Origin of the sequence: Anaerococcus sp. Marseille-Q5996 (genome assembly GCF_946893725.1) — a bacterium.
Lineage (GTDB): Bacteria > Bacillota > Clostridia > Tissierellales > Peptoniphilaceae > Anaerococcus > Anaerococcus martiniensis.
Genome location: NZ_CAMPPE010000001.1, coordinates 423,295 through 448,232, shown reverse-complemented (window position 1 = coordinate 448,232; position 24,938 = coordinate 423,295). Strand labels below are relative to the sequence as shown.

Annotated in this window: 29 protein-coding genes; 3 read left to right on the top strand and 26 right to left on the bottom strand. The window is 32.7% G+C overall.

What is annotated here, in order from left to right:
- Positions 1–181 precede the first annotated feature (181 nt).
- The gene (gene asnA, locus OC526_RS02125) at positions 182–1,195 is read left to right on the top strand and encodes an aspartate--ammonia ligase (protein ID WP_262121856.1); all 1,014 of its coding nucleotides are present in this window, start codon (positions 182–184) and stop codon (positions 1,193–1,195) included.
- 37 nt (positions 1,196–1,232) lie between these two features.
- Here the strand turns inward: asnA and recQ are convergent, their stop codons facing one another.
- From recQ to srtB, 14 genes are all read right to left on the bottom strand, one after another.
- A complete protein-coding gene (recQ, locus tag OC526_RS02120; RefSeq protein WP_262121855.1) occupies positions 1,233–3,041 on the bottom strand; it encodes a DNA helicase RecQ in 1,809 nt (602 codons plus the stop codon).
- 37 nt (positions 3,042–3,078) lie between these two features.
- On the bottom strand, positions 3,079–4,230 hold the full coding sequence (locus tag OC526_RS02115) for a DUF4097 domain-containing protein (RefSeq protein ID WP_262121854.1): 1,152 nt from the start codon (positions 4,228–4,230) through the stop codon (positions 3,079–3,081).
- Positions 4,220–4,642, bottom strand: coding sequence for a hypothetical protein (locus tag OC526_RS02110; RefSeq protein ID WP_262121853.1), 423 nt, complete (start codon positions 4,640–4,642; stop codon positions 4,220–4,222). Before OC526_RS02110 ends, OC526_RS02115 begins: the two co-directional genes overlap by 11 nt.
- Positions 4,635–5,378: a tRNA pseudouridine(38-40) synthase TruA gene (gene truA, locus OC526_RS02105; RefSeq protein ID WP_262121851.1), complete on the bottom strand. Its 744-nt coding sequence runs from the start codon at positions 5,376–5,378 to the stop codon at positions 4,635–4,637. Before truA ends, OC526_RS02110 begins: the two co-directional genes overlap by 8 nt.
- On the bottom strand, positions 5,372–6,169 hold the full coding sequence (locus tag OC526_RS02100) for an energy-coupling factor transporter transmembrane component T family protein (protein WP_262121850.1): 798 nt from the start codon (positions 6,167–6,169) through the stop codon (positions 5,372–5,374). The genes truA and OC526_RS02100 overlap by 7 nt, the downstream gene beginning before the upstream one ends.
- Positions 6,162–7,019 carry an energy-coupling factor transporter ATPase gene (locus tag OC526_RS02095; protein WP_262121848.1) on the bottom strand — a complete coding sequence of 286 codons (858 nt, stop codon included), beginning with the start codon at positions 7,017–7,019 and terminating at the stop codon, positions 6,162–6,164. Before OC526_RS02095 ends, OC526_RS02100 begins: the two co-directional genes overlap by 8 nt.
- On the bottom strand, positions 7,016–7,837 hold the full coding sequence (locus tag OC526_RS02090) for an energy-coupling factor transporter ATPase (protein ID WP_262121845.1): 822 nt from the start codon (positions 7,835–7,837) through the stop codon (positions 7,016–7,018). Before OC526_RS02090 ends, OC526_RS02095 begins: the two co-directional genes overlap by 4 nt.
- An 8-nt stretch (positions 7,838–7,845) precedes the next feature.
- Positions 7,846–9,264, bottom strand: a complete 1,419-nt coding sequence (locus OC526_RS02085; RefSeq protein ID WP_262121844.1) for a L,D-transpeptidase/peptidoglycan binding protein — start codon at positions 9,262–9,264, stop codon at positions 7,846–7,848.
- Entirely contained in the window at positions 9,261–10,400 is a 1,140-nt protein-coding gene (locus OC526_RS02080) for a class I SAM-dependent RNA methyltransferase (RefSeq protein ID WP_262121842.1), read from the bottom strand. The genes OC526_RS02085 and OC526_RS02080 overlap by 4 nt, the downstream gene beginning before the upstream one ends.
- Before the next feature lie 91 nt (positions 10,401–10,491).
- Positions 10,492–11,310, bottom strand: coding sequence for an alpha/beta hydrolase family protein (locus OC526_RS02075; protein WP_262121840.1), 819 nt, complete (start codon positions 11,308–11,310; stop codon positions 10,492–10,494).
- 1 nt (position 11,311) lies between these two features.
- Entirely contained in the window at positions 11,312–12,688 is a 1,377-nt protein-coding gene (locus tag OC526_RS02070; protein ID WP_262121972.1) for an NAD(P)/FAD-dependent oxidoreductase, read from the bottom strand.
- Positions 12,689–12,755: 67 nt separating this feature from the next.
- Positions 12,756–13,301 (bottom strand): TIGR01440 family protein, encoded by a 546-nt coding sequence (locus tag OC526_RS02065; protein ID WP_262121838.1) that lies wholly within the window; start codon positions 13,299–13,301, stop codon positions 12,756–12,758.
- 72 nt (positions 13,302–13,373) lie between these two features.
- Positions 13,374–14,279 (bottom strand): DNA-3-methyladenine glycosylase family protein, encoded by a 906-nt coding sequence (locus OC526_RS02060; protein WP_410050264.1) that lies wholly within the window; start codon positions 14,277–14,279, stop codon positions 13,374–13,376.
- Positions 14,276–15,064, bottom strand: a complete 789-nt coding sequence (gene srtB / locus OC526_RS02055; protein ID WP_262121833.1) for a class B sortase — start codon at positions 15,062–15,064, stop codon at positions 14,276–14,278. Before srtB ends, OC526_RS02060 begins: the two co-directional genes overlap by 4 nt.
- 84 nt (positions 15,065–15,148) lie before the next feature.
- Between srtB and OC526_RS02050 the strand changes: the two genes are divergently transcribed.
- Entirely contained in the window at positions 15,149–15,382 is a 234-nt protein-coding gene (locus OC526_RS02050; protein ID WP_262121831.1) for a glutaredoxin family protein, read from the top strand.
- A 48-nt stretch (positions 15,383–15,430) separates the two neighbouring features.
- Complete coding sequence (locus OC526_RS02045) at positions 15,431–16,252, top strand: HAD family hydrolase (protein WP_262121829.1); 822 nt, start codon at positions 15,431–15,433, stop codon at positions 16,250–16,252.
- Positions 16,253–16,283: 31 nt separating this feature from the next.
- Here OC526_RS02045 and OC526_RS02040 read toward each other — a convergent pair whose 3' ends face one another.
- The 12 genes from OC526_RS02040 to thiD form a co-directional block, all read right to left on the bottom strand.
- A complete protein-coding gene (locus OC526_RS02040; RefSeq protein ID WP_262121827.1) occupies positions 16,284–16,562 on the bottom strand; it encodes a hypothetical protein in 279 nt (92 codons plus the stop codon).
- 115 nt (positions 16,563–16,677) lie between these two features.
- A complete protein-coding gene (locus tag OC526_RS02035) occupies positions 16,678–17,385 on the bottom strand; it encodes an aldose epimerase (protein ID WP_262121824.1) in 708 nt (235 codons plus the stop codon).
- The gene (locus OC526_RS02030; protein WP_262121821.1) at positions 17,382–17,897 is read right to left on the bottom strand and encodes a ferritin; all 516 of its coding nucleotides are present in this window, start codon (positions 17,895–17,897) and stop codon (positions 17,382–17,384) included. Before OC526_RS02030 ends, OC526_RS02035 begins: the two co-directional genes overlap by 4 nt.
- 3 nt (positions 17,898–17,900) lie before the next feature.
- Entirely contained in the window at positions 17,901–18,200 is a 300-nt protein-coding gene (locus OC526_RS02025; RefSeq protein WP_262121819.1) for a hypothetical protein, read from the bottom strand.
- Between the two features lie 60 nt (positions 18,201–18,260).
- A complete protein-coding gene (locus tag OC526_RS02020; protein WP_262121817.1) occupies positions 18,261–18,911 on the bottom strand; it encodes an epoxyqueuosine reductase QueH in 651 nt (216 codons plus the stop codon).
- Positions 18,912–18,984: 73 nt separating this feature from the next.
- On the bottom strand, positions 18,985–19,377 hold the full coding sequence (gene rpsI / locus OC526_RS02015; RefSeq protein ID WP_262121815.1) for a 30S ribosomal protein S9: 393 nt from the start codon (positions 19,375–19,377) through the stop codon (positions 18,985–18,987).
- Between the two features lie 10 nt (positions 19,378–19,387).
- Positions 19,388–19,828, bottom strand: coding sequence for a 50S ribosomal protein L13 (rplM, locus tag OC526_RS02010; RefSeq protein WP_262121812.1), 441 nt, complete (start codon positions 19,826–19,828; stop codon positions 19,388–19,390).
- Between the two features lie 190 nt (positions 19,829–20,018).
- On the bottom strand, positions 20,019–20,813 hold the full coding sequence (locus OC526_RS02005; protein ID WP_262121810.1) for an ABC transporter permease: 795 nt from the start codon (positions 20,811–20,813) through the stop codon (positions 20,019–20,021).
- A complete protein-coding gene (locus OC526_RS02000) occupies positions 20,810–21,634 on the bottom strand; it encodes an ABC transporter permease (protein ID WP_262121807.1) in 825 nt (274 codons plus the stop codon). Before OC526_RS02000 ends, OC526_RS02005 begins: the two co-directional genes overlap by 4 nt.
- Positions 21,631–22,698, bottom strand: coding sequence for an ABC transporter ATP-binding protein (locus OC526_RS01995; protein WP_262121804.1), 1,068 nt, complete (start codon positions 22,696–22,698; stop codon positions 21,631–21,633). Before OC526_RS01995 ends, OC526_RS02000 begins: the two co-directional genes overlap by 4 nt.
- A 9-nt stretch (positions 22,699–22,707) precedes the next feature.
- Positions 22,708–23,742 (bottom strand): PotD/PotF family extracellular solute-binding protein, encoded by a 1,035-nt coding sequence (locus tag OC526_RS01990; protein ID WP_262121801.1) that lies wholly within the window; start codon positions 23,740–23,742, stop codon positions 22,708–22,710.
- Between the two features lie 369 nt (positions 23,743–24,111).
- Positions 24,112–24,915 carry a bifunctional hydroxymethylpyrimidine kinase/phosphomethylpyrimidine kinase gene (thiD, locus tag OC526_RS01985; protein ID WP_262121797.1) on the bottom strand — a complete coding sequence of 268 codons (804 nt, stop codon included), beginning with the start codon at positions 24,913–24,915 and terminating at the stop codon, positions 24,112–24,114.
- Positions 24,916–24,938: the final 23 nt, after the last annotated feature.

The following is a 24,938-nucleotide window of genomic DNA, read 5'->3' as shown; positions in this document are numbered from 1 at the left end:
TCCTCATATAGGACGATTAATAAATGATGTTTTAATTTTATAACAATTTTGCAATAATTATTTTAAGTTAATTGGCAAAATTAAAAATTTTCTTAAAATAAATTAGCCAAAAACGTTATCCTTGACAACAAATCTTAAAAAATTATAATTATTAAGTAATTATAGAAAAAAGAGGTATTACATGAGCAAAATTATCGTGCCTGAAGGGTACACATCAGATCCAGATTTATACACTACACAACTATTAATAAAAGAAATAAAAGATTATTTTCAAATAAATTTAGCAAATAATTTAAATTTAAAAAGGGTTTCAGCCCCACTTTTTGTTTCTACAGATTCAGGTTTAAATGATAACTTAAATGGTTTTGAAGGACCAGTTGTTTTTGACGTACCAGAAGCAAATAATGAGGAATTAGAAATAGTACACTCCCTTGCAAAATGGAAACGCTACGCCCTAAAAAAATACAATTTTAAATCCCACGAGGGCTTATATACAGATATGAACGCTATTCGCCGCTGCGAAGTTCCAGATAATACTCATTCATTTTATGTTGACCAATGGGACTGGGAATTAATAATGGACGAAGAAGAGCGAAGTGTCGAATATTTAAAAAGAGTAGTAAATGTAATCTACCGCACCCTAAAGTCTCTTGATGAATATCTTTGTAGCTTAATTCCACAAAGACACAAGCTATTAAAAGATCAAATCACATTTATAACCAGCCAAGAGCTCTTAGATAAATATCCAGATGTAGAAGATAGCACAGAACGTGAAAGACTTGCAGTAAAAGAATATGGGGCAATATTTTTAATGCAAATTGGAACAACACTTTCAAATGGTCAAAAACACGATAACAGAGCCCCTGACTATGATGATTGGCTACTAAATGGTGACATCATCGTTTACAATCCAGTTTTAGATGACCAATTGGAATTATCTTCTATGGGTATTCGTGTAAACCCTGATAGATTAAACGAACAACTAAAGCAATCAGATAATCTTGACCGCTTAAAATTTGAATATCACAAATTATTAATTGATGGCAAGCTACCACAAACTGTTGGTGGAGGTATAGGCCAATCTAGAATTTGTATGTTCTTCTTGCAAAAAGCCCATATTGGCGAAGTTCAAGTTTCTTACTGGCCAGATGATTATAGGATGGCCCTAGAAAATAAAGGAATAAACTTATTATAGAAATAAAAAAATCTCACTTAATTGTGAGATTTTTTATTTACTTACTTGCTGCCAAAAATTCTGATATTTCAGCTATAAATATGTCCCCATATTGGACTAATTTTTTGTCCCCCACACCCTTGACTTCTAAAAATTTCTCCTCACTTTGAGGTTTTAGGGTTGCCATGTCTTTTAAGGATGCATCTGAAAAAATGATAAAGGGAGGAATATTCCTATCCTTTGATAAGTCTAATCTTACTTTTTTCAGGTGATTAAATAATTTATCATCATAGTCAAATGGGTCAATAGACCTAGATTTTTTTTCTTTTTTCTTGACAGGATCTTTTTTATTTTCAATGACAAATACTTTTTCATTGTGAAAAAGGACTTGCTTTGATTTTTCTGTTAATTTTAAAATAGGATACTGTCCACCACTTACTCTAATATAGCCATCTGCAATTAATGTTCCTATCAAATCCTTTATATATTTTTCATCATTGGCCTTCATAATACCGAAGGTAGAAAGTTCAGACAAATTTTTATCGCGGGCATTTTTATTTTGTGAACCCTTTAGGCAATCCACAACTGTTTTTGACCCATATCTTTGGTCCAGCCTATAAATACAAGATAGAATTTTTTGACTGTCTACTGTTGCATCAGTTTTTTTAGAATCACTTAGACAATTTGAGCAATTATCACAAGAGTCCATGGATTCACTTCCAAAATAATCCAGTATAAAAGCCCTCAAGCAATTACTGGTATTTACATAATTTATTATAATTTGAAGTTTTTCTAGCTGGTATTTCTTAAAAGTAAAATTGTGGCTTTGATTTATTAAAAACTTGTTGATAATTATGTCTTGGGCATTATAAAGTAAAATACAATCGGCATCTTCACCATCACGACCAGCACGTCCGGCTTCTTGATAGTAGGACTCCATATCCTTTGGCATATTATAGTGAATTACAAAACGGACATTACTTTTATCAATGCCCATACCAAAGGCATTGGTTGCAACGATTATTTTTTTCCTATCATATATAAAGTCATCTTGGTTTTTTATTCTAGTTTTTTCAGCAATGCCTGCATGGTATTTTGCAACATCCATCCCCATTTTTTTGAGAGACTTATGAACTTCATCTACTTTTTTACGTGTTGATGCGTAGATGATTCCTGATTCATTATCATGGTCTTTTAGAAATCCTTTTAAAAATTTTAGTTTATCATTTGGTTTTTCTACAATATAAGTTAGGTTTTCCCTATCAAAACCAGTTACTTTTACAAAGGGATTTTTTAACTGAAGATTGTTTATTATATCATCTCGTACTTCCTTGGTTGCTGTTGCTGTAAAGGCTGCAACTGGTATATCTCCTAAGGCATCATAAATATTTGGTATTAACTTATAGGCTGGCCTAAAATCATGTCCCCATTGGCTTATACAGTGTGCCTCATCTATGGCTAGAAAATTAATATTTAGCCCCTTGATAAAATCCATAAAAAAATCATTTTCAAGTCTTTCTGGGGAAATATATAAAAGTTTTACCCTACCTCGGCTAATTTCACTAAGGCTATCTTTGTATTCTTGGCTAGTCATAGAAGAATTTATAAAACTTGCACTAATACCATTTTCCTTTAGGGCATCGACTTGGTCTTTCATTAGTGATATTAATGGCGAAATCACAAGGGTAATTCCTTCCATTATAAGTGCTGGCAATTGATAGCAAATTGATTTTCCACCACCAGTTGGCAAGACTCCTAAAACATCCTTGCCATCCAAAATATTCTTTATTATTTCCTCTTGGCCAGGCCTAAAGGTCTCATAGCCAAAATATTTTTTTAATTTTTCAATTAGTAAATTTTCTGTCATTTTAAATCCTAAAAAAAATAATTAAGCTCAAATGAACTTAATTATTATTTCCTTGGTTTGGATCAGCCGTTTCTCCTTCTAGATTTTCCTCAGAAACTTCAGCATCAGTTTCCTCAGTAGGCTCATCCTCATTTTCATCTTCTTCTGTATTTGTTTGGTCTTCTTCATCATCATCAGTTGGTGTTTGATTGGTGATATATTCTTCTTCTTCAAGAATTGCCCCTTCTCCCTTATTGAAGGTTATATCTCCAACTTTTGTTTTTAGGCTAATGTCTTTTTGGGCCTTATTATTTTTGCTAAAACCATCTTTTATATTTCTATAAGATATATTGCCTAGAACAAAGTTTCCAACTTCAAGATTTGCTTTGACATTGTAATTATCAACGCTGTCTTGGGATCCTATAATTATATCGCCAGTTTGGGTTGTAAAGTCTGATCTGTTACCTAGCTTACTTTCATTAATGATAATATCACCAGCATTTGTTGTAAGTTTTGTATTTAATAGTTCAGACTTATCTAGTTTGATGTCACCAGCTTCATTTGTCACACTTCCACCGAAAAATGAATTTTCAAAGCTAATATGACCTGATCTAACATTTAAATCTAGATTTCTAACCTCAAGGTCAGTTATTTTTACATCTCCAGCATCGATATTTGCTTTGATTTCTTCAAGATTTTTATCCATCGGTAAGAAAATTCTAAGGATTTGTACCTTATTTTTCATATTTAATTCCCTACCCTTGATGTTTGATTTTAGATTTAAAACACCATTTTCGTAGGAAACGTCGATAGTGTATTCATCCTCATCTCCCCTATAAAGGCGGGTGTATTCGATATAAGGATTGGTATTTGAACGTTGAATACGAACATCAGCAGTTTTTAAATCAATATTGATTTTGTTAATTTGATTTAAATCTACTCTCATGATTGTAGATCCATTGTAAGAATTTTGGTCAATAGATTCTGCTGTTTGTATTTCCTTGTTAGCTGTATTTTGATTTTTATTTATATAGTAAAGAGCTCCTGCTAGCAAGATTACTAAAAGCAAAGCTATTAATAATTTTTTTGGATTTAGTCTCTTATATCTTTTTTTTCTTTTTCCCGGTCTTTTATTTTCTTCATCTAAAATTTCTTCAAGCTCAGGATCATAAAGCTCTTCATCTTTTATTTTTTGATTATTATCTTCCATAGTTTTCCCCACTAGGTCTATTTGAGTTGAATTGTAGCATTTGTAAAAATAAAGTCAGGATAAAAACCCAAATAATAGAAGCAATATTAAATATTTCTCCATCATAAAATGGTTTTAATAATACTTCAAAAACTCTATTTTCCTCTATGCCGCCTATAAAATATTGTACCATAAAAAATAAAGTAATTATATTATAGAAAGCTATAATTATATTGAGCAAGTTTTTGGTAAAGGTCAAATCATTTTCCTTTATATAAATCACTGCTGCAAAAAGCAAAACACTTGCTACAATCATAAAGTATATTAATTTTTCATAGCCTATATTAAAAAAACCAAATACTACCATAAAAATTAAGACAAAGGCCTTAAATTCTTTTATAAAATCAGATTTTTTTGTCTTTGTTTTACTCATAATCTATACTCCATAAATATAGTCCACTTGCAGAAAGGGCTGGATTTGCCTTTTTTGTATTTGCTGGATCAAAAAAACTTTCAAATTCTTCAAGGGATATTTTGCCACGGGCTAGCTCAATCAGAGCCCCGGACATTATCCTTACTTGATTGTGCAAAAAACTATTGGCCTTAAAATAAATTTCTACTTTATTTTCATTTTCTACAAAGTAAGCATCATCTATTGTACGGACTGTATTGATTTCTAAGTCCTTATCCACTCGCATAAAGGCCTTAAAATCATGTTCGCCTTTTAATATACCAAGTCCCTTTTGAAGTTTTTCCAAATCCAAGGGATATGTAACTTGCTCCATATAATTTCTATAAATAGGATGCATCATTTTATCCCTACAAATAAGGTACTGGTAGGTTTTTGTTTTTGCAGCAAATCTAGCATGAAAACCCAAGTCTACTTCTTTTGATTCTATAGAAATTATATCATCTGGCAAGTGAGGTTCAATATGAAATTTAAAGGCCTTTGGATTTATATTTGTTGCTGTAAGAAAATTTACATATTGAGCATAGGCATGGACTCCTGCATCAGTCCTGCCCGCTGCAATTATGCGATTATTTTCATTTGTTACTTTGTGAACGGCTTTTTTTACTTCAGTTTCTATATTTCTAAGATCTTCTTGGTACTGAAAACCATGAAAATTTGTCCCATCATAGCCAATTTTTAAAAGTATATTTTTTACCATAAATATTTTTTAAGTATTATCAGTGCACAAAATCCTAAAAACGAGAATAAGGTAATATAGTCTGTTTTATCCATAAAAATCTCATTTAATTTTGTGCGTTCTTCCCCTATCCTATACATCCTAGCTTCCATGGCTGTTGCTAATTCATCCGATCTTTTAAAGGAATTTATAAAAAGTGGTACTAGAAGTGGAATCATAGCTGTAGCACGATTTATAATATTTCCCGATTCAAAATCTGCCCCTCTAGCCATTTGAGCCATTCTAATTTTATTTGCTTCTTCAAATAAGGTTGGGATAAATCTTAGAGAGATACTAATCATCATAGCAAGTTCTCCTGCCGGAAAACCAAATCTTTTTAGGGGTGAAAATAATTTTTCTAAACCATCTGTAAGTTCCATGGGACTTGTTGTGTAAGTTAAAATAGATGTTGTAAGAATAATTAATATTAGTCTGATAACTGTAAAAAGAGTTCTATAGACCCCTTCATCAGTAATAGTTAGTGGACCAATATTAAAAATCACATTGCCCGGAGCTGTAAATAAATTTATAAGCGCAGTTACTATGATAATAAATAGTAGGGGTTTTAGGGATTTAAAAACAGATTTAATAGGGATTTTGGCAATAAAAAGCATGGCCACAAGTAATAAGGCAAAGGGAATGAAACTTACAAAATCTTCTACAAAAAATACTGTAATTATATATGCAAATACTCCAATAAGCTTTACCCTAGGATCTAGCCTATGTATAAAGGTATCAAAGGGTAAATATTGACCAATTGTTACTCTATTCATTGGCTGCTCCTAAATATCTGCTAAGTTCCTTTACTGCATCTTCTATTGTGTAGATGTCATCACGTACATCATGGCCCTTTTCCTTATAAGCTTTCATAAATTTTGAAATTTGAGGAACATCTAGGCCAATTTTTTCTAAATCCACCTTGGTAAATGTATCATAAGTTGAAGCATCGCTATATATTTGTCCCTTGTTCATAACAATAACCCTATCTACATACTCTGCCACATCTTCCATGGAATGGCTTACTAAGACGATTGTCAGTTCTGGGTCATTATTATAAATATTAATAATTTCTTCAAAAATTTCTTCACGACCCACTGGATCAAGCCCTGCTGTCAGCTCATCTAAAACCAAAACCTTAGGATTCATTGAAATAATACCTGCAACTGCAACTCTTCTTTGCTGGCCTCCAGAGATTTCAAAAGGCGATACGTCCTTATATTTTTCATAATCAAGGCCAACTTTTGCCATTGCCTCTTTCACCCTTATATCAACCTCTTCTTCAGTTAATTTCATATTTGTAGGACCAAAGGCAATGTCTTTTGCAATAGATTCTTCAAAAAGTTGGTGTTCTGGATATTGAAATACTAGACCCACCTTAAATCTAATGTCCCTACGTTTTTCCTTATCTTTTGTACTAATACCATCAACAATAACATCTCCATTTGTTGGAATTAGAAGTCCATTTAATAATTGGACCAGGGTTGATTTTCCCGATCCTGTTTGCCCTATTAGGCCTATTATCTCATGGTTTCCTATATGAAGATTGATATCTTTTAGAGCATATACTTCAGACGGTAACTCTTGATTGTAAATAAAATCAACATTTTTTATATCTAAGTTCATATGCTCTCCAAAAATTCATCAATACTCAATGGTAGTCTATCAAACTTTACACCTTTTTGTCTAAGTTCGTAGGCTACCTCTGTTACTTGGGGTACAGAAAGACCTAGGTATTTCATTTGATCTACCTTAGAAAAGACCTCACGCGCTGAACCCTCAAGGGCTTTTTGACCCTTGTCCAAAACCACTATTTTATCAGCAATTATAGCCTCTTCCATATAATGGGTTATATAAATAATTGTCTTGCCATAATTTTTATTTAGGTCTTCAACAAGTTTTATAACATCTTTTCTACCCTGAGGATCAAGCATAGCTGTTGGTTCATCAAAGATGATATAATCACTCATCATTGCAATAACACCAGCTATGGAAACTCTTTGTTTTTGCCCACCTGAAAGAGAAGCTGGGTTTCTAGTCTTAAAATCACTCATGCCAACTAATTCTATGGCATTATCGACTCTTTCACGCAGCTCTGGGTTTGGGATTCGTAAATTTTCTACACCAAAGGCCACTTCTTCTTCAACAGTAGTTGCAACCATCTGGTTATCAGGGTTTTGGAAAACCATGGAGCATTTGCCCCTTACATCCCATATTAAATTTTCATCATTTGTATTTAAGTCGTCTATCCAAATATTACCCTCTGTCGGGAAAATTTGCGCATTCATAAGTTTTCCCAGAGTGGATTTACCAGAGCCATTGTGTCCTAGTACGGCAACAAAATCTCCTTTATTTATGTCAAGATCAAGTCCTCTTAGAGCAAAATGGCTTTGTTCATCCTCACTTGTTGAATAAGCATAACTTAGATTTTCAATTTTTATCATATTCTCTCTTAATAAGCCATAGCTGGCGAATTGTTAGTGCTTGATTCGTAAACTATAACTGGTGTTACATAATCAACATTTTCAAATAAAGCTTTTGCAACTGATGGTGGTAGGTTGTAGCAACCATGAGATCCATTTTGCACATAAAGTTCTCCACCAAAGGCTCCACGCCATGGTGCATCATGGAATCCTTCTCCATCCCATCCAATTGGCATCCAATAGTCAACCGGAGTTTCATATTCTGTTACTCCGTCAAAGTTTAATCCTTTTAGCTTGGTATTTGCAGCCTTATTTAAAATTTGTCCTACACCAACATTACTTGCCCAGCCATCAACCGGTCTTCCTGATACTAAATCAGATTCTAAAATTAACTCACCATTTTTGTAAAACCACATATGTTGGCGAGAAATATCTACTTCTACATAAGTATCACCAATATCTTCACCAGTTTCTGTTCTTACATAAGCAATATTTGCATAAACTGGCTCTATATCTCCACTTTTTCTAGAATTAATTTGTTCATAAATTTTATCAATCATTCCATCAATATCTAATCTAAAACCATAAACTCCAGGTCCAACAACTATTTCACCAATGCCAGTAGCATTAAATTTACGATTTTTCCCATAAGTATCAGTTTCACTTGCTAGATATTTTACGTATTCATGGACTTTGTCATAGTTTAATTCAAGACCATGTTCATTCATATCAAATAATTCTAATAAAGAATCACCTTCTAGTTTGAAATCAAAGCCATTAAAGTTAAATGAAATTGTCATATCCTTGATATGGTCAGCATCTTCTATAATTTTTTGTAATTCAGGATCATTGCTTTTTACTTCAGGTGCAAAGTAATAGTTATTATCCAAAGTTACTTCTTTATTTTTGGTATTTATACTATCGATAATTGATTTTTTAAGTTTTTCCTTATCGATTTTGTTACCCTCAACCTCTTTATCAATTACAAATTCACCATTTTTTATGGCAATTTTTGCATCTTGAGGCTCAGTAATACCATTCATTAAATTTGAATCATCAATTTTTTTATTTAGTTTTTCTTGATTATAGTGAACTTTGTAGTCAAAGTTATAATCTTGCTCTTTTTTATTCATCACTGCACCTGGCCATGCAAATGGATTTTGATCTATTTTTGCATCTTTAGGCAACTCAGCAGTGTAGTCAATGTCTTTAGGATTTATAGTTAGTTCTCTGCCATCACGTCCTGTAACTTTTAATCCAAAATCATCCGGCGCTGCTGCCAAAGCTTCTTTTTTAGAAGCATATGAGATGTCCTTGCCATTTAAAATTGTCCCTGGCAGGGCAATATATGAAAAAATTACAGTTCCAATTAGATAAATAGCCACAATAACAGATAGAATCAGAATAGCTATTCTTTTCCCGTCAGTGTTTTCTTTCCTTGCAGTCAATTATTTCCTCCATTTTTATCAGGTTTCTTTCCGTAATATTGGTAAAAATCTACTTTTTCTCCACCGTTATATAATTTTCTCTTTTTTGAAAGTTTTCTCTTAAATTTTTGATCAAATTTTTCATCACTGCTAATAAAATACAAGGACCAAGTGTCTTTGTTTTTAAATTTGTCATTTATTTTTGCATAAATCTCATCTGTATCAATGTTAGATAATCTCTCTCCATAAGGAGGATTTGAAATCATAATCCCAAAATCATCCTTAATAGCAACATTTGAAAAATCTCGAGTCAGAAATGAAATATCCTCACCAACACCAGCATTTATGGCATTGTTTTTGGCAAGGGAAATTGCTCTACCAGAAATATCTGAACCTAGCAAGTTTAATTTTTTGTCATAATCAATTACTTCCAAGGCTTGTTTTTTGGTCAGTTTATGTTGGTCTTTGTCAATGAAAATAAAGTTTTCAAAATCAAAATTACGGTCTATGCCAGGAGCAATATTGCGAGCCTTTCTAGCAGCTTCTATCAAAATAGTTCCAGAGCCGCAAAACCCATCAAACAAAAACCTATCAGGATTATAAAAAGATAAGTCCACAAGGGCTGCTGCCAAGTTTTCACGAAGCGGTGCTTTTACACTTTCTTCGCGGTAACCACGCTTATGAAGACCTTCTCCAGAAGTATCAATTGCAATTGTAGCAATGTCATTTTTAAGCATTACCTCAATTTGAACCCTATGGCCAGATTTATCAAAGTGCTTGATATTGAATCTTTTTCTCATTGAATCGACAATAGCTTTTTCTGTGACAGATTGAATGCTAGGAACAGAAAATAATTTTGACTTATGAGTCCTAGCAGCCACCATAAAATTGCTATCCTTAGCCAAGTAATCAGGCCAAGAGATTTTCTTCACCCCTTCAAAAAGCTGGTCAAAGTCATTTGCCATAAATTCATCAACAACAAGATATACCCTATCTGCCTGTCGTAAATTTATATTTAGTTTTGAAATATCAGATAAATTAGCATTTAAGCTAATCATCCCATCACTAACTTCAAAATCTTCATATCCCATGTCCAAAAGTTGTCTTTTAACAAGGGCTTCAAGACCGAAACTAGTTGTAATCAAAAATTTAGTCATACTTTTATTATAACTTTAAAAACTAATATTTCATCTTGATTTTTAAGGTATTTTGGTCATTAACAATAAAAAACCACCCTTAGGTGGTAAATTATTGGTTCTCTTCTAAAAAATTATACATTTTTTCAAAAACTATCTGCCTATGGTCAAAGTTTTTAAAGGAATGATCAGCATCTATTATCTGCTCATATTTTGCATGATTATAGGCTTTTTGAAGTTTTTCATTGGCATCATTAAATACCAAATCATCCTGGGTCCCACGCAAAATCAAAACATTGCCCTTATATTTGCTGGCCTCGCCATAAATATCCTTTGGCAAAAAGTCTAGCAAAAATCCTTTGTGAAGTTTTACTCCGCCTATATCTACATCCTGGGTTTCTCTTAGTTTTTTTGCCATTTCGATTTTATCCAAATTTTGCTTATCAGTTTTTGGATCAAAATAGGTCATTCCTGCTATTTTTAGGTACTCAGGATTATTCATATCGCTGGCAGGAGCTAAAAGTACCATGGCTTTTGGATTTACTTTTGGGGCAATCAGGGTAGAAATAACTCCACCCAACGAATGCCCTACTAGGTAAATTCTGCTTCTATCTACAAATTTACGTAGCCTTGTAAAATCATAAATCATTATAGCTTCTTCTTCTTTACGGCTTACTGTCATGTCATAAAAGTCGCCGTCGGATTCATTTGTTCCAGAAAAATCAAAGCGAAATGTTATATATCCCCTATCAGTTAAATATTTTGAATTTTGCCCGCGAAACCAAGCGCTTCCATTGCGGTCGCCACCAAAACCGTGGTAGAAAATTACCGTTGCGTATTTTTTGGTCGGGTCAAAGTCATCAGGAGTGTTTATTACTCCCCTTAAAATTATGCCATCTTTTTTTGAAATTTGTTCGTAAAAATATTTCATTTTAAGCCCTAGAATTTAAAATCCTAGCCATTTCTACGCCAGAAGCTGATGCTTGAGAAAGTGAGTGGGTCACTCCTGAACCATCTCCTAGGCAGTAAAGGCCTTCTTGGCTTGTTTCAAAATTGCTGTCCACATCCACAACTGAATTGTAGAATTTAACTTCTATACCATATAAAAGTGTGTCATCATTTGCCATACCTGGGGCAATCTTATCTAATTGATAAATCATTTCGATAATATCATCTAGCTGTCTTTTTGGCATTACTAGTGAAAGATCACCAGCAGTTGCATTTAAGGTTGGTTTTGTAAATGATTTTGCCATGCGTCTTTCTGATGAACGACGCCCTTTTACTAAATCTCCAAATCTTTGCATCAATACTCCACCACCTAGCATATTTGAAAGTCTAGCAATTGATTCACCATATTCATTTGAATCTTCAAATGGTTCTGTAAATTTGTTGGTTACTAAAAGTGCGAAGTTTGTGTTTGGTGATTGAAGATTAGGATCTGTAAATGAGTGACCATTTACAGTTTGGATTCCATTTGTATTTTCAACAACTACTTGGCCATAAGGATTCATACAAAATGTACGAACTACATCGTTATATTGTTTGGTTTGATACATTATTTTTGCTTCATAAACATCATCTGTGATGTGTTTAAAAACTTCTGCTGGAACTTCAACACGCACACCAATGTCTACACGGTTTTTGCGAGTAGGGACTTCAAATTGGTCGCAAATTTTTGAAATCCATTTTGACCCTGAACGACCCGCTGCAAGCACCAAGTCCTTGCAGGTATAAGTTTCTCCATCATTTGTTTTTAAAGTATAAATCTCATTTTCATAAGAAACTTCAGTAACCATAGTTTTAAATTTAAAGTCTATTTCATCTTTTACGTAGTCATAGATTTTTTGAAGAATGATTTTATTTCTTTCAGTACCAAAGTGACGAACTTTTGCATCTAATAGGTGCAAATCGTGTTGGAGACACTTGGTTTTCAAATCATTCTTGTCTGTAGAATATAATTCTAATTCTCCACCATCAAAATCCATCAAAACTGAATCCACATATTCCATTAGATCCATGGCCTTTTTTTCGCCTATGTACTCGTGTAAATCTCCGCCAAAATTGGTTGTAATATTGTATTTTCCGTCGGAAAGTGTACCTGCTCCTCCAAAACCATACATAATATTGCAAGGATTGCAGTGGATGCAGTGGTCAACTTTTCCTTCTGTGATTGGACAAGATCTATTTGCTACTTGTCTACCCCCATCTATTACCAAAACTTTTTTGTCAGTATTTAGTTTTTTAAATTCGTAGGCCATAAAAGCCCCAGCGGCTCCAGCGCCAACTACTATAACATCATAATTTTCCATCATTAACCCTCTTTTCTCTATTTTAGCCTAAAGTACTATACAAGATTAATTATAAATAACAAGGATATTATTCATATATAGCACGGGCACCTCCAATTAATTTTGAACGAGATTTTAAGGCTGTTACTCTTGCCTTGCCTATGTACTTTTCTGCTAGTCTAAGAGGTACTTGGACAAATTTTACATGCATACCGATTTCTGTATCACCAATGTCAATGCCTGCTTTTGCTATTACATGTTCAATTACAACTGGATTTTTCATTTGACTAAAGGCAGCCACACTCATTGCCCCACCTGCATTTAGGGCAGGAACTACCGATACAATTTCAAAGTTGTTTTTTAAAGCTACTTCTTTTTCAATGACTATGGCACGATTTATATGCTCGCAGCATTGGACAGCAAGTTTTATATTTTTTTCATCTAGAATTTCTAATACCGTTTCTATTACTGCATTTCCGATTTCTAAGCTAGAATCTTTTCCTATAGATCCGCCATTAATTTCACTAGTTGATCCACCTAAAACTAGGATGTCATTTTCTTCTAAATCTGCCTCTATAATAAATTCATCGATAGCATTTCTAGTTTGATCTTTAATTTTCTCTAAATTTTCCATATATAAAGCTCCTTAAATATATTATACAACTTTAAATATATCCAAAAAAATAACCCTAAGCTTTACTTAAGGTTATTTTCCTATTTTTTCTTCTCGTCCGTAATAAAATAAATATTGTTGAGCATAGCCAGCTAGCTTTCCAAAATATTCTCTTGCATAGTCATCCACCAGTTTTTTTGGCACTTCATGGCCTATAAAAAGAGTTTCCATTACACGTTTTATCCAAACATCTACCGGGAAAGTTTCTCTTCTATGGTAGGTAAAAAGTAAAATGCAATCAGCAACCTTTGGACCAATTCCTGGCATTTGCATTAGTTTTTCTTTTAAATCCTCAGTTGATAATGTCTGATCAATATCAAAATCTAAATATCCATCAGCAACCATCTTGCTAGCTTCAACTATTCTTACATCACGAAAACCAACTCTGGCAAATTCACGTAGTTCTAAAGGGTCTACCTTTGCTAAAACTTCTGGTCTTGGAAATGCATAGTATTTGCGTCCCATATATTCGCCAATATAGTCACCATATCTTTCACTAATGATTTTTATAGAATTTTTTATCCTAGTGATTCCATTATTTGCTGAAATTATAAATGAAATAACTGTTTCAAACATTTCTTGGTTTAAAATCCTGATTCCATAGCCATAATCGGATGCTGTTTTTAAAATTTCATTTTCTGATAATTTTTCTCTTATCGCACTGTAATCAGTGCCAAGATCAAAGTAATCATAAAAAATTTCATAAAACTCATCTAGGGAAACATTTCTAATTAGAACATGGTCTTCTTTTTGAAGGACATTTATAATTCTTCCTAGGTGAACAGCCGTATATGAGCCGTCTTCTTCGATATTAAAATTAAAACATTGGCCACATTCAAAAATATGGGTTGGGTTGAATGATTCGTGTCTTAAAACTAATCCTCCACTAACTTCACTTATATCAATTTGGTTTTTTTCTTCAAAAATATATCTCATTATTTAACCCTAACTGCATGGATAGCTAGTCTTTGGTCAGCATAATCGTATTGGCAGGTAGAAAGTGTGATGATTTGATCATCTGGCTTAAATGTTACATCTGGCATAACTACCTCAGAATTGCTTCTTAATTGATTAAAGTAAGGAACAACATCATCTCTATTTGTAAAATAAAGAGTCCTGTATGCATAGTCTGCAGGAATTCCGTATGCTGAGAATATTTGGTACTCACGTAATTCTGTTTTTGTTGCAAGATATATAGTTGTGTGATTTTCTGCAAATTCTTGTTTTCTATATTGGTCAAGTGGAGTAAACATTGAGTTTATCTCCAAATGGTGACCATAAATTACAGTATTATCATCGTTAAAATCTGGTTTATTATTCATGTCAATGAATATAGACCCAGCAATGTCATATTCTTTATTTATTCCACGGCGAAGGTAAAAATCATTATCAGGTCCTTGAACTATTGGATAGGAAATACCCACATCCGGAATATCTATAAAGCCAATTATGTCATCATTGTTATATTTTTGAGCAAGAGCATCCATTACTTTTAAATAGTGTTGGCGTTTTTGCTCCCATGGATCAATATTTGAGTTTTGATCAGGATTATCATCGCTTTCATGCTGCATTTCTGACTCAACTTCTTTAACCACATTTGCTAGTTCTTTGTTATTATTTGCATTAGTTCTGTAATCTAGTAGTCTTTTTCCTAAAATCGCAATACAAGCAAGGATTATAAGAATTAGGAAAAACCTAATGACACTCATTACTTTAGATTTCATCTTACCACCTTTAAAATTTTGTTACTATTAGTATAATATACCATAATGAAGATAATATGAAAATAAATTTAAGGAGAAAAAATAATGAATGATTATAAATTATTTGTAGGGACAATTTGCCCTTATTGCCAAAAAGTAGAAAATTTTATGAAAGAAAATGATATAGAAATTGAAATTGTAAATATAGACCAAGACCGCGAAGCAATGCGTGAATTAATAGATAATGGTGGAAAAAGACAAATTCCATGCCTATACCACGATGGCGAATATCTATACGAATCAGATGATATAATCGAATTTTTGAGAGAAAATAAATAATTGTCATAAATTTTGCTCAAATGGGAATAATTTGTATAAGGAGCATTTATGATAAAACTGATAACATCTGATATTGATGAAACTTTGGTGGACAATTTAAAAAATGTCCCAGAAATCAATACAAAAGCAATTGCCAAAGCAGAAGACAATGGCATGAAAGTAATTCTTGCAACAGGCAGAGGCCCTTACGAACTAAATGAAATTCCAGATCAAGCTGGAGTCATAAAAGAAGATAGATTTATAATCTGTTGTAATGGTGCAATCACTCTAAAGGCAGAAGATAGACAAATAGTTGACTCATTGCCACTAGAATTTGAATATGCCAAAAACGTCTTTGAATATGCTTACAAAAATAATTTAGAATTTTTTGTATACACCTTAGATTGCAAGTATGCTATAAATCTAGACCCAATTGAAAAATCAAACGCCTACACAAATGATACCTGTATTGAGGAAATCCAAGGTACAAATATCGATTTTTTAAAAGATAAAATCATATTAAAGGCCTTAATAAAAAATAATGATATAGACTTCCTCCATTCATTAGAGGTAGATGTAGCAGCAATCACAGATTATAGTTGTGAAATAGCTTATTCTTCTGATATGTATATGGAAATAAACGCAAAAAATGTAAATAAGGCCACAGCCTTAAGAAAAGTTTGCGACCATTATGGCATAGATATGGAAAATACTTTAGTAATTGGTGATAATTATAATGATGTAGCAATGATAGAGGCTGCAGGTATTGGTGTAGCAGTAGCAAATGCCCACTTGCAGGTAAAAGAAGTGGCAGATTTTGTAACAAAATCAAACAATGAAGAGGGTGCAGTTGCAGAAGCAATCGAAAAATACGCCTTTAATAAGAAATAAAAAAAGAGCTGACTAATAAAGTCAGTTCTTTTTAATTGTACCAATATTTCTCTTTATCATTAAAAAACTTTTTGTAGACCAAATAGATAACTCCACCAGCTAAAATTACTGGTAAAAACTGAACTATAAGTCCAATCCCTAGTCCAAAAATAATTAGTGGTAGGAAAAGTATGCCGCCAATTAATAAAAATGGCAATAATAAGGCTTTTCCAACTATCTTTATTACTAGGCCAATAACAGCAAAAATAATTTTAAAGACTAGTGAAAATATAAAAGCACCTAGTGCAAATGTAAAAATTGTAGTTAACATATCTTTCCCCTTTCGAAATAAGTTAAAATCCTATTTCAATATCCTAATAATATTATACCACAATTTTAAATAAATCAACAATTCTATTGTATATTTAACTTAGCTTTTAAATATATTAAAAGTGTACTTTAATTTCACAAGCCATTTCAAAAATTTCTTTAGATTTTAACTGATATATTTCTTTTTTTTCATCCTCAAAGGCATTGCCATTATAGGTTGGCTCAATACAAATATAATCTCCCTTAAAATCAGACCAAAAGACGTATCTATTAATATTTTTTAAGCCTAAGATTTCAACATCATTAGAATTTATAGTAAATTTTTGATTTTGGCCCCTTTCATAAATACTTTTTGGCAAATCAGCCTTATCTATATTTTTATCATTTATGGTAACCGGCCTATGATCAGCGTAAAAATATGGGTGAAAACCTGGAGCAATTAGTTTTTCTTCGTTAGAATTATTTTCTATTTCTAAATTTAATAATAGATTTGGGCCATCTAGCTTATAGCTTACAATAAATCTGACCTCTTTATAAGTATCGACTCCATCTAGGGATAATTTTATAAAATCTTCCCTCTGCTCCAAAACTTCCCACAACAAATCCCTTCCAAATCCATGAGAGGGAAGGGATTTTAATGTATTATCAAGGCCAAAATTAGGAGCACAAATATGCATTCCACCGCGAATTTTTAATTGTTCCCCAATTTTTACCATTACTTTTGGAAAAAATATTGGATTGCCTTTTACTTCAAAATTGTCGATGTAGGCACCATTTGTATTTACTTCTAATCTAGCAATTGAGTTTTCAAGCTTTACTTTCATAGATTTACATTTGGAATATCTGGTGATTCCGCTGGTCCTCTTTGACCTAATTCTTGGTCAAGCATATAGATTGAGTGCCAGTCATCTCCAACTCTTTCCATTCTTGTAATCATTTTTGTGAAGTTTTCTTCTTCTTCTACTTGCTCATCGATATACCATTGGATAAATGAAAATACTCTTGCATCTTCTTCACGAGCTGCATTTGAAATTTCTATAATTCTTCTAGTTACTTCTTTTTCATGATCTAGGGCTGTTTTTAATACTTCAAGTACTGAGGAGTAATCATCTTTTGGTTCTGCAATTGCTTTATAGTGTGGTTTGTAACCTACAGATTGAAGGAACTTTCTCATACCTTCACCATGCATGATTTCTTCTTCTACTTGAATATCTAACCATTTTGTAAAACCATCTAGGTCTAGGTCATCAGTATATGCACTCATTGCTTTATAAATATAAGCTGATTCATATTCAAAGTTCATTTGTTCATTTAGTAAATCTAATACATTGCTCATTTCTTATACCTCTTTCATTTCTAAAAAATTGTCATATAAAACATATACCCCATAAAAATCTAAATTATTTTTTAATAAGATTTTAGTAATCTGGCCTATGTTCTTTAGTGAAATCTCGACTGTAAATGAATTATTGCCCACATTTATTTTATCGTGGGCAAGTAATGATTGTTCTTTAATTTCATTAAAAAATTTTTTTGCCTTTGACCTATCAAAATCATGATCCAAAGCAAAGGTCACCGGATATGTTTTTGATAAATCATCTTCATATTCTATTTTTTTGATTAAAGATACATTATTCATAAACAAGCCTCATATTTTTTCTATTATACAATTACCCAATTCTTACAAAAAAACACAGGATTATAATCCTGTGTCATCATTTTTCATTTTTTCATTGTGTTCTTTCATTTCATTATAAGAAAATACGCAACCGCAGTATGACTGCCTATATAATTGATATTTTTTTGATAATTCAATGGACATTTGGTAGCCATTTCGTTTTTTAAAGTCGGAGTATAAGTATTTTACTCCATATTCTTCTTCTAATTCCCTGCCAATTTCATTTATCCATTTAGATTTTTTGTATGGAGAAATTGAAAGTGTTGTACAAAAATAATCATAGCCGTGCTCTTTTGCATATTTCGCAGTTTCTCTAAGCCTTAGCTTGTAGCAATCATAGCAAGCCTCGCTACCTTCAGCTGAGTCTTTTCTTTTTTTTGCTACATCATAAAAGTCTCTTACATCATTTTCTGGGACAATTACTTTGCCATCTATGCCGATTCTTTTGGCCAAGACACCAACATAATCACTTCTTTTTTCTAATTCTGTCCTTGGATATATCATAGGATTGTAAAAATACATATCTATATCAAAATCATCTTTTATTCTATGCATAACTGTTGTCGAGCACGGAGCACAGCATACTTGCATTAAAAGTTTTGGTTTTAATCCTTCTTTTCGATTTTTATCTATTATTTTTTCCATTTCTAGATTGTAGTTTATATTATTCATAAAAATGATTATACCTTTAAAATTTCAAATAAAAAAAGCACATATAATATATGTGCTTGTAATTTCTGTAATATTATCTCTTTGAGAATTGTGAAGATTTTCTTGCTTTCTTTTGACCTGGTTTGTATCTTTCTTTTTTACGTGGGTCACGTGTAAGAAATCCTGCTCTTTTTAGAGCTTGTCTGTAATCAGGGTTTACTTCAAGAAGGGCTCTAGCAATAGCGTGTCTGATAGCTCCTGCTTGTCCGTTGTATCCACCACCGTTTACGTTTACTTTGATGTCAAAGCTATTTTCATTTTCTGTTAGTGCAAGTGGTGATTTTGCAACGATTCTTAAAGTTTCAAAATCAAAATATTCTTCGATATTTCTACCATTTACTACAATATTTCCGCTACCTGGTCTCATTGTAACTCTGGCAACTGCGGATTTTCTACGTCCTGTTGATTGAATAATTGTATCTGCCATTTAAGTCTCCTTACTGTAATTCCAATTTTTCAGGCATTTGAGCTTCGTGATTGTGGTCAGGGCCTGCTACAACTCTAAGTTTTTTAGCCATTTGGCGACCTAGTTTGTTGTGTGGAAGCATACCGATAACTGCATGTTCAACGATTCTTTCTGGGTGTTTGTTCATCATATCTTTGTAAGATGTGATTTTTAAACCACCTGTATAACCTGAATATCTTTTGTATTCTTTTTGGTTTTCTTTGTTACCTGTAAGTCTAACTTTATCAGCGTTAACAACAATTACATAATCTCCCATATCCATATTTGGAGTAAATGTAGCTTTGTGTTTTCCTCTTAAAATTGCTGCTACTTGTGTAGCAAGACGTCCTAATACAGCTCCTTCTGCATCAACAACATACCATTTTCTTTCGATGTCGCTTGCACTTGGAGTGTAAGTTTTTTGATATTTCATCAATATTCCTCCTATAAAAATTTTCGCCTATCATATTTAGACACCGCAGCTGATAGGTGGCGGCTGTACTCGTCCTGACATTTATTTTTAAAATCGCTTACAGGAAGCGCGATTTGATCGAAAAGTTTCATAAAAGAAACTTCATAGTCGACTGCTATATATTACTATAAATTCTTGACCTTGTCAAGGTTTAATGCATAAAAGTTGTTGGATTTTTCTCCTTGCCAAATATTACTTTTCTGTTTTGGATTAGTAAGAAAATAAATACCACTACAAATATTATTGCAGAAAGTGCATTTATAGATGGATTTATCCCCCTGCGGGCCATGGAATAAATAGTCATTGATAGGTTTGAAACCCCATTTCCCGATGTAAAGTATGAAATTGCAAAATCATCTAAGGAAAGGGTAAAAGAAATCAAGGCCCCCGCAAAAATCCCATTTTTGATATTTGGTATTAATACTTTCCTAACAGCATATGAAGGTGTTGCACCAAGGTCTAGGGCAGCTTCTATAATATTCTTATCCATGGCTTCTACTGCAGGAAGTACTGTCAAAACTACATAGGGAATGCAGAACATAACATGGGATAAAATCATAGTTAAATAGCCCAAATTTAACTTCAAAAATCCATAAAGACCCATCAAAGATATAGCTGTAATTATATCTGGATTTAAGACTGGCAGATAATTTATATTTAAAATTGCATTTTTCTTTCTGCCACGTAGTTCTGAAATACCGATTGCTGAAAGTGTACCGATAATTGTCGCAACAATAGTCGCTACAACGGCCACTATCAAAGTTGTTTTTACTGCAGAAATTATCTCAGGATTTGAAAAAAGTTCTGTATACCAGTCAGTTGTAAAACCTACCCAACGGCCACGAAGTTTACTATCATTAAATGAAAAAACTATCATCACCACAATTGGAGCATACAAAAACAAAAAAACTATGATTGTATAAAGGCGTTCTAAAAATTTTCTCATACAATATCCCCTTCCAAATCACGGCCAAATCTTCTTTGGATAAATAAGGCTAGGAATAAAATTAGCATAAGAATAATTGCTGTTGCTGAACCAAATCCCCAATCTCCTGTAAAGGTAAATTGTTGGTCAATCAAGTTTCCTATCATATATACTTTTTGTCCACCAAGCAGGTTTGAAACTACAAAGGTAGATATGGCAGGAATAAAAACCATAATTATACCAGTATAAACTCCCGGCAATGATAGAGGAAATATTACTTTTTTAAAAACTGTTTTCATATCTGCTCCCAAATCTAGGGCAGCATCTATCAGATTTTTGTCAACTTTTTTAAGGGCATTATAAATTTGTATAACCATAAATGGCAAAAATTCATAAATCATACCTAGTATTACGGCAGTTGGTGTGTACATTATTCCCAATGTCTCAGCCCCCATTGAGCCCAAAAACCTATTTAAAACCCCATTTCTACCTAAAAGAGTAATCCAACCGTAGGTTCTAAGCAAAAGATTAATCCACATTGGCATTATAAAAACAAAAATTAATGAAGATGCTACTGCCTCATCCATTCTTGAAATAATATAAGCCACAGGGTATCCAATTATTAAGCAACCTAGAGTTGCTAAAAATGAAATAAGAAGGGTAATCCCAAGCATTTTTAAATAAATAGGTTCAAAAAATCTGGAATAATTTTTTAAACTAAAGCTAAAATTATCAAAGGCAATAGATCCTGACCCGTTAAATGAATATAAAAGTATCAGTACTAGGGGCAAAATTATGAAAACTCCAGCCCATACCAGGTAAATATTTAAATATTTTTTCATACTCTTATCCCCCCAGGCTCAATATTTGTTTGTGAATCTGATCTTTCTTCCATTACGTGGATGGCATCTGGATCTATGGCAACGCTTACATTTGTTCCAATTGCAACATCTTCGGGATTGTGAACATTTATGGCAAAATCTTTACCACAAACTCTTATATCATAGTAAGTCCCCTTAAACATTGAATTTTGAACGCTTCCTTTTAAACTAGCATCTTCAGCCAGATATAAATACTCTGGGCGAAGCATAACACTAACATTTTTTCCTGGTTTTACCTTATCCACGCACGGATAATCATGGCCTAGGAAATTTACCTTGGAACGGTCGACCATTTTGCCATGGAAAATATTTGAATCACCCAAGAAGTTTGCAACAAAGGCATTTACTGGTTCTTCGTAAATATACTGAGGAGTTCCAAATTGCTCTATGATTCCCTTATTCATAACTGCTATTTTATCTGACATGGAAAGGGCTTCTTCTTGGTCGTGGGTTACATAGATAAATGTGATACCCACTTCTTTTTGTATATTTTTAAGTTCTATTTGCATTCTTTTTCTTAGCTTTAAGTCAAGGGCACCAAGAGGCTCATCAAATAAAATTATTTCTGGCTCATTAACTAAGGCTCTTGCAATAGCAACCCTTTGTTTTTGCCCACCAGATAATCTTGAAATATCTCTATTGCCATATTTTGCAAGATCAACTAAGTCTAAGGCTTTTTCTACTTTTTTCTTGATTTCACTTTCCTTGGTCTTTTTGATTCTTAAACCAAAGGCTACATTATCAAAAACATTTAAATGAGGAAAAAGTGCATAATTTTGAAAAACTGTATTGATATTTCTTTCATTCGGTGGAATGTTTGATATATCCTTGCCCTCAAAAATCACTTCTCCACTATCAGGTTTTTCAAATCCGCCTATGATTCTTAATGTAGTTGTTTTTCCGCAACCAGATGGACCAATTAGGGTTAAAAACTCGCCTCTTTCTACATCTAAATTAATAGATTTTAGTATTTGTTTTTCATCGTAAAATTTATCTATGTTTCTTAATTGTAAAACTTCGCTCATTATCTCCTCCTAATAAGCCGCTAGGACTTCCACCCAAGAATCATTGTAAACCTGCATATAGTCTTCCAAATCCTTAAACATTTCAGGTTCTGGTAGCTTTGAAAAATCCGGATAGGCTTCCTCTGCATATCTAATATAATCAGGTAATTGTTCACGAACACCTTCAACAACGCAGGTAAAACCCTCCATCCATTCTGCATTTGCTGCAGCAATTTCTGGATTTGTAAAATAATTTATAAATATTTCAGCATTCTTTTTATTTTTAGCCCCCTTTGGGATAGCCAATGAATCTACTTGAAGATTCATTCCCTCTTCTGGAATAACAAATTTTAGATTTGGGTTTTGGTTTCTCATCAAAAGTGCATCACCAGAATACATAACAGTTATTGCTGCATCACCTTGGATAACCAAATCACGAGCTTCGTCTGTAAGATAAGCATAAACCAAGGGTTTTTGTTTAATTAATTCATTTTTTGCTTGAGTTAGTTGGTCCATGTCTTGAGTATTTATAGAATATCCCAATTTTTGCAAGGCAACTGACATTGATAGCCTTGGCAAATCATACATTATAATCTCACCCTTGTATTTTGGATCCCAAAGATCTGCCCATTTTGTAATTGGCTCTTTGATAATGTCTGTATTATAAACTATACCAAAATGTGAAGTGAAATATGGAACTGTGTATTCATTTTTAGAATCAAATGGCAATCCCTTGTACTGATCTTCTATGTATTTAAAATTAGGAACATTTGAAAAATCAATTTTTTCAAGCATATCATTTTTAAGTAGTCTTTCCACCATATAATCACTTGGAACTATCACATCATAATTATTTGATGATTGGGAAAGTTTTATAAACATTTCCTCATCAGATGTAAAAGTTTCATATACTACATCAATGCCAGTTTCTTTTTCAAATTCTGGTATCAGATCCATATCCAGGTATTCACCAGCGTTAAAAACAACAACTTGATTTTTATCTTTGCTGGAACATGATGTTAGGACTAGTAAAATAAAGCCCATCAAAAAAATTTTCTTTTTCATAATTCCTCCTTTTTTAAAAATAGACAAAAAAAGTCCTTGCACATTATTTTGAACAAGGATTTTATAATCATACCTATTTACTCATTATTTAAACCCTCTAGGTATGAAGTTTATTATCAGGATTTGGCAATTTGCCCCCTGTGGTTGTGAGTTTTAACCATATAAATGAGTCTAAAGTATGGCTAAATGTGAGTTGCCCCACCAGTTCTTACCCCACAGGTGTTCTTAATGTATTTTTAAATTTATTATATTGTAACTACCCCAATTATAAGGTTAAATATTTCAAATGTCAAACTATTTTTTTGGTTTATCAAATGAAAATGATAGTGATAATCATTGCAATTTTAATATTTAAACTTAATTCTAAAATCAACTTTTATAGGCTTCTTTTATATCAAAGGCATGGTTCATTGGTCCACTACCTTTTCCTAAATCTAGACCATCATTTAAGGCGCCTTCTAGATATTTTTTCGCATTTCTAACAGATTCTTCTAGGCTCTTATCTTTTGCAAGATTTGCAGCAATTGCTGATGAAAGTGTACACCCAGTACCATGGGTATTTTCGTTTTTTATACGTTTTCCATTAATCCATGTAATATTTAGTGAATCAATTTCAAATAATACATCATTTGCATCATTTATTGAGTGTCCACCCTTTACAAGCACACTTACTCCCAGTTCATTAGCCATCTTTTCTGCAGCCACTTCCATATCTATTTCATTTTTAATTTGCATATTCGCTAAAATTTCTGCTTCTGGAATATTTGGTGTAATAAGATCAGCTAGAGGAATTAATCTTTCTTTTAAAGTATCAATTGCATCATCTTTTAAAAGTTTTGACCCACTTGTTGCAACCATAACTGGATCAAGAACTATGTTTTTTGCTTGATATTCTTCTAATTTTTCTGCAATTGCTATGATTAAATCTTTATCAGATACCATTCCTATTTTGATTGCATCTGGATAAATGTCAGTAAATACTGCATCTAATTGAGATTTCAAAAATTCTGGACTTACATCCATGATGTCTGTAACGCCTGTTGTGTTTTGGGCAGTTAGCGCTGTTATGGCAGACATTGCAAAAACTCCATTAAGTGTCATAGCCTTTAAATCAGCTTGTATGCCTGCTCCTCCAGATGAATCTGATCCTGCAATTGTTAATGCTGTTTTCATATTTTCCTCCTAAAATTTTATAA

What these genes read in the sequence shown, in the direction of transcription:
- OC526_RS01995 (WP_262121804.1), bottom strand. Translation starts at nt 22,698, where the DNA reads ATGAGCGAAGTTTTACAATTAAGAAACATAGATAAATTTTACGATGAA.
- OC526_RS02070 (WP_262121972.1), bottom strand. Translation starts at nt 12,688, where the DNA reads ATGGAAAATTATGATGTTATAGTAGTTGGCGCTGGAGCCGCTGGGGCT.
- OC526_RS02005 (WP_262121810.1), bottom strand. Translation starts at nt 20,813, where the DNA reads ATGAGAAAATTTTTAGAACGCCTTTATACAATCATAGTTTTTTTGTTT.
- OC526_RS02090 (WP_262121845.1), bottom strand. Translation starts at nt 7,837, where the DNA reads ATGATAAAAATTGAAAATCTAAGTTATGCTTATTCAACAAGTGAGGAT.
- OC526_RS02080 (WP_262121842.1), bottom strand. Translation starts at nt 10,400, where the DNA reads ATGACTAAATTTTTGATTACAACTAGTTTCGGTCTTGAAGCCCTTGTT.
- OC526_RS02115 (WP_262121854.1), bottom strand. Translation starts at nt 4,230, where the DNA reads ATGGAAGATAATAATCAAAAAATAAAAGATGAAGAGCTTTATGATCCT.
- OC526_RS02045 (WP_262121829.1), top strand. Translation starts at nt 15,431, where the DNA reads ATGATAAAACTGATAACATCTGATATTGATGAAACTTTGGTGGACAAT.
- asnA (WP_262121856.1), top strand. Translation starts at nt 182, where the DNA reads ATGAGCAAAATTATCGTGCCTGAAGGGTACACATCAGATCCAGATTTA.
- truA (WP_262121851.1), bottom strand. Translation starts at nt 5,378, where the DNA reads ATGGTAAAAAATATACTTTTAAAAATTGGCTATGATGGGACAAATTTT.
- srtB (WP_262121833.1), bottom strand. Translation starts at nt 15,064, where the DNA reads ATGAAATCTAAAGTAATGAGTGTCATTAGGTTTTTCCTAATTCTTATA.
- OC526_RS02040 (WP_262121827.1), bottom strand. Translation starts at nt 16,562, where the DNA reads ATGTTAACTACAATTTTTACATTTGCACTAGGTGCTTTTATATTTTCA.
- OC526_RS02020 (WP_262121817.1), bottom strand. Translation starts at nt 18,911, where the DNA reads ATGAATAATATAAACTACAATCTAGAAATGGAAAAAATAATAGATAAA.
- OC526_RS02075 (WP_262121840.1), bottom strand. Translation starts at nt 11,310, where the DNA reads ATGAAATATTTTTACGAACAAATTTCAAAAAAAGATGGCATAATTTTA.
- thiD (WP_262121797.1), bottom strand. Translation starts at nt 24,915, where the DNA reads ATGAAAACAGCATTAACAATTGCAGGATCAGATTCATCTGGAGGAGCA.
- OC526_RS02100 (WP_262121850.1), bottom strand. Translation starts at nt 6,169, where the DNA reads ATGAATAGAGTAACAATTGGTCAATATTTACCCTTTGATACCTTTATA.
- OC526_RS02050 (WP_262121831.1), top strand. Translation starts at nt 15,149, where the DNA reads ATGAATGATTATAAATTATTTGTAGGGACAATTTGCCCTTATTGCCAA.
- OC526_RS02110 (WP_262121853.1), bottom strand. Translation starts at nt 4,642, where the DNA reads ATGAGTAAAACAAAGACAAAAAAATCTGATTTTATAAAAGAATTTAAG.
- OC526_RS02095 (WP_262121848.1), bottom strand. Translation starts at nt 7,019, where the DNA reads ATGAACTTAGATATAAAAAATGTTGATTTTATTTACAATCAAGAGTTA.
- OC526_RS02025 (WP_262121819.1), bottom strand. Translation starts at nt 18,200, where the DNA reads ATGAATAATGTATCTTTAATCAAAAAAATAGAATATGAAGATGATTTA.
- OC526_RS02035 (WP_262121824.1), bottom strand. Translation starts at nt 17,385, where the DNA reads ATGAAAGTAAAGCTTGAAAACTCAATTGCTAGATTAGAAGTAAATACA.
- OC526_RS02065 (WP_262121838.1), bottom strand. Translation starts at nt 13,301, where the DNA reads ATGGAAAATTTAGAGAAAATTAAAGATCAAACTAGAAATGCTATCGAT.
- OC526_RS02030 (WP_262121821.1), bottom strand. Translation starts at nt 17,897, where the DNA reads ATGAGCAATGTATTAGATTTACTAAATGAACAAATGAACTTTGAATAT.
- recQ (WP_262121855.1), bottom strand. Translation starts at nt 3,041, where the DNA reads ATGACAGAAAATTTACTAATTGAAAAATTAAAAAAATATTTTGGCTAT.
- rpsI (WP_262121815.1), bottom strand. Translation starts at nt 19,377, where the DNA reads ATGGCAGATACAATTATTCAATCAACAGGACGTAGAAAATCCGCAGTT.
- rplM (WP_262121812.1), bottom strand. Translation starts at nt 19,828, where the DNA reads ATGAAATATCAAAAAACTTACACTCCAAGTGCAAGCGACATCGAAAGA.
- OC526_RS02000 (WP_262121807.1), bottom strand. Translation starts at nt 21,634, where the DNA reads ATGAAAAAATATTTAAATATTTACCTGGTATGGGCTGGAGTTTTCATA.
- OC526_RS01990 (WP_262121801.1), bottom strand. Translation starts at nt 23,742, where the DNA reads ATGAAAAAGAAAATTTTTTTGATGGGCTTTATTTTACTAGTCCTAACA.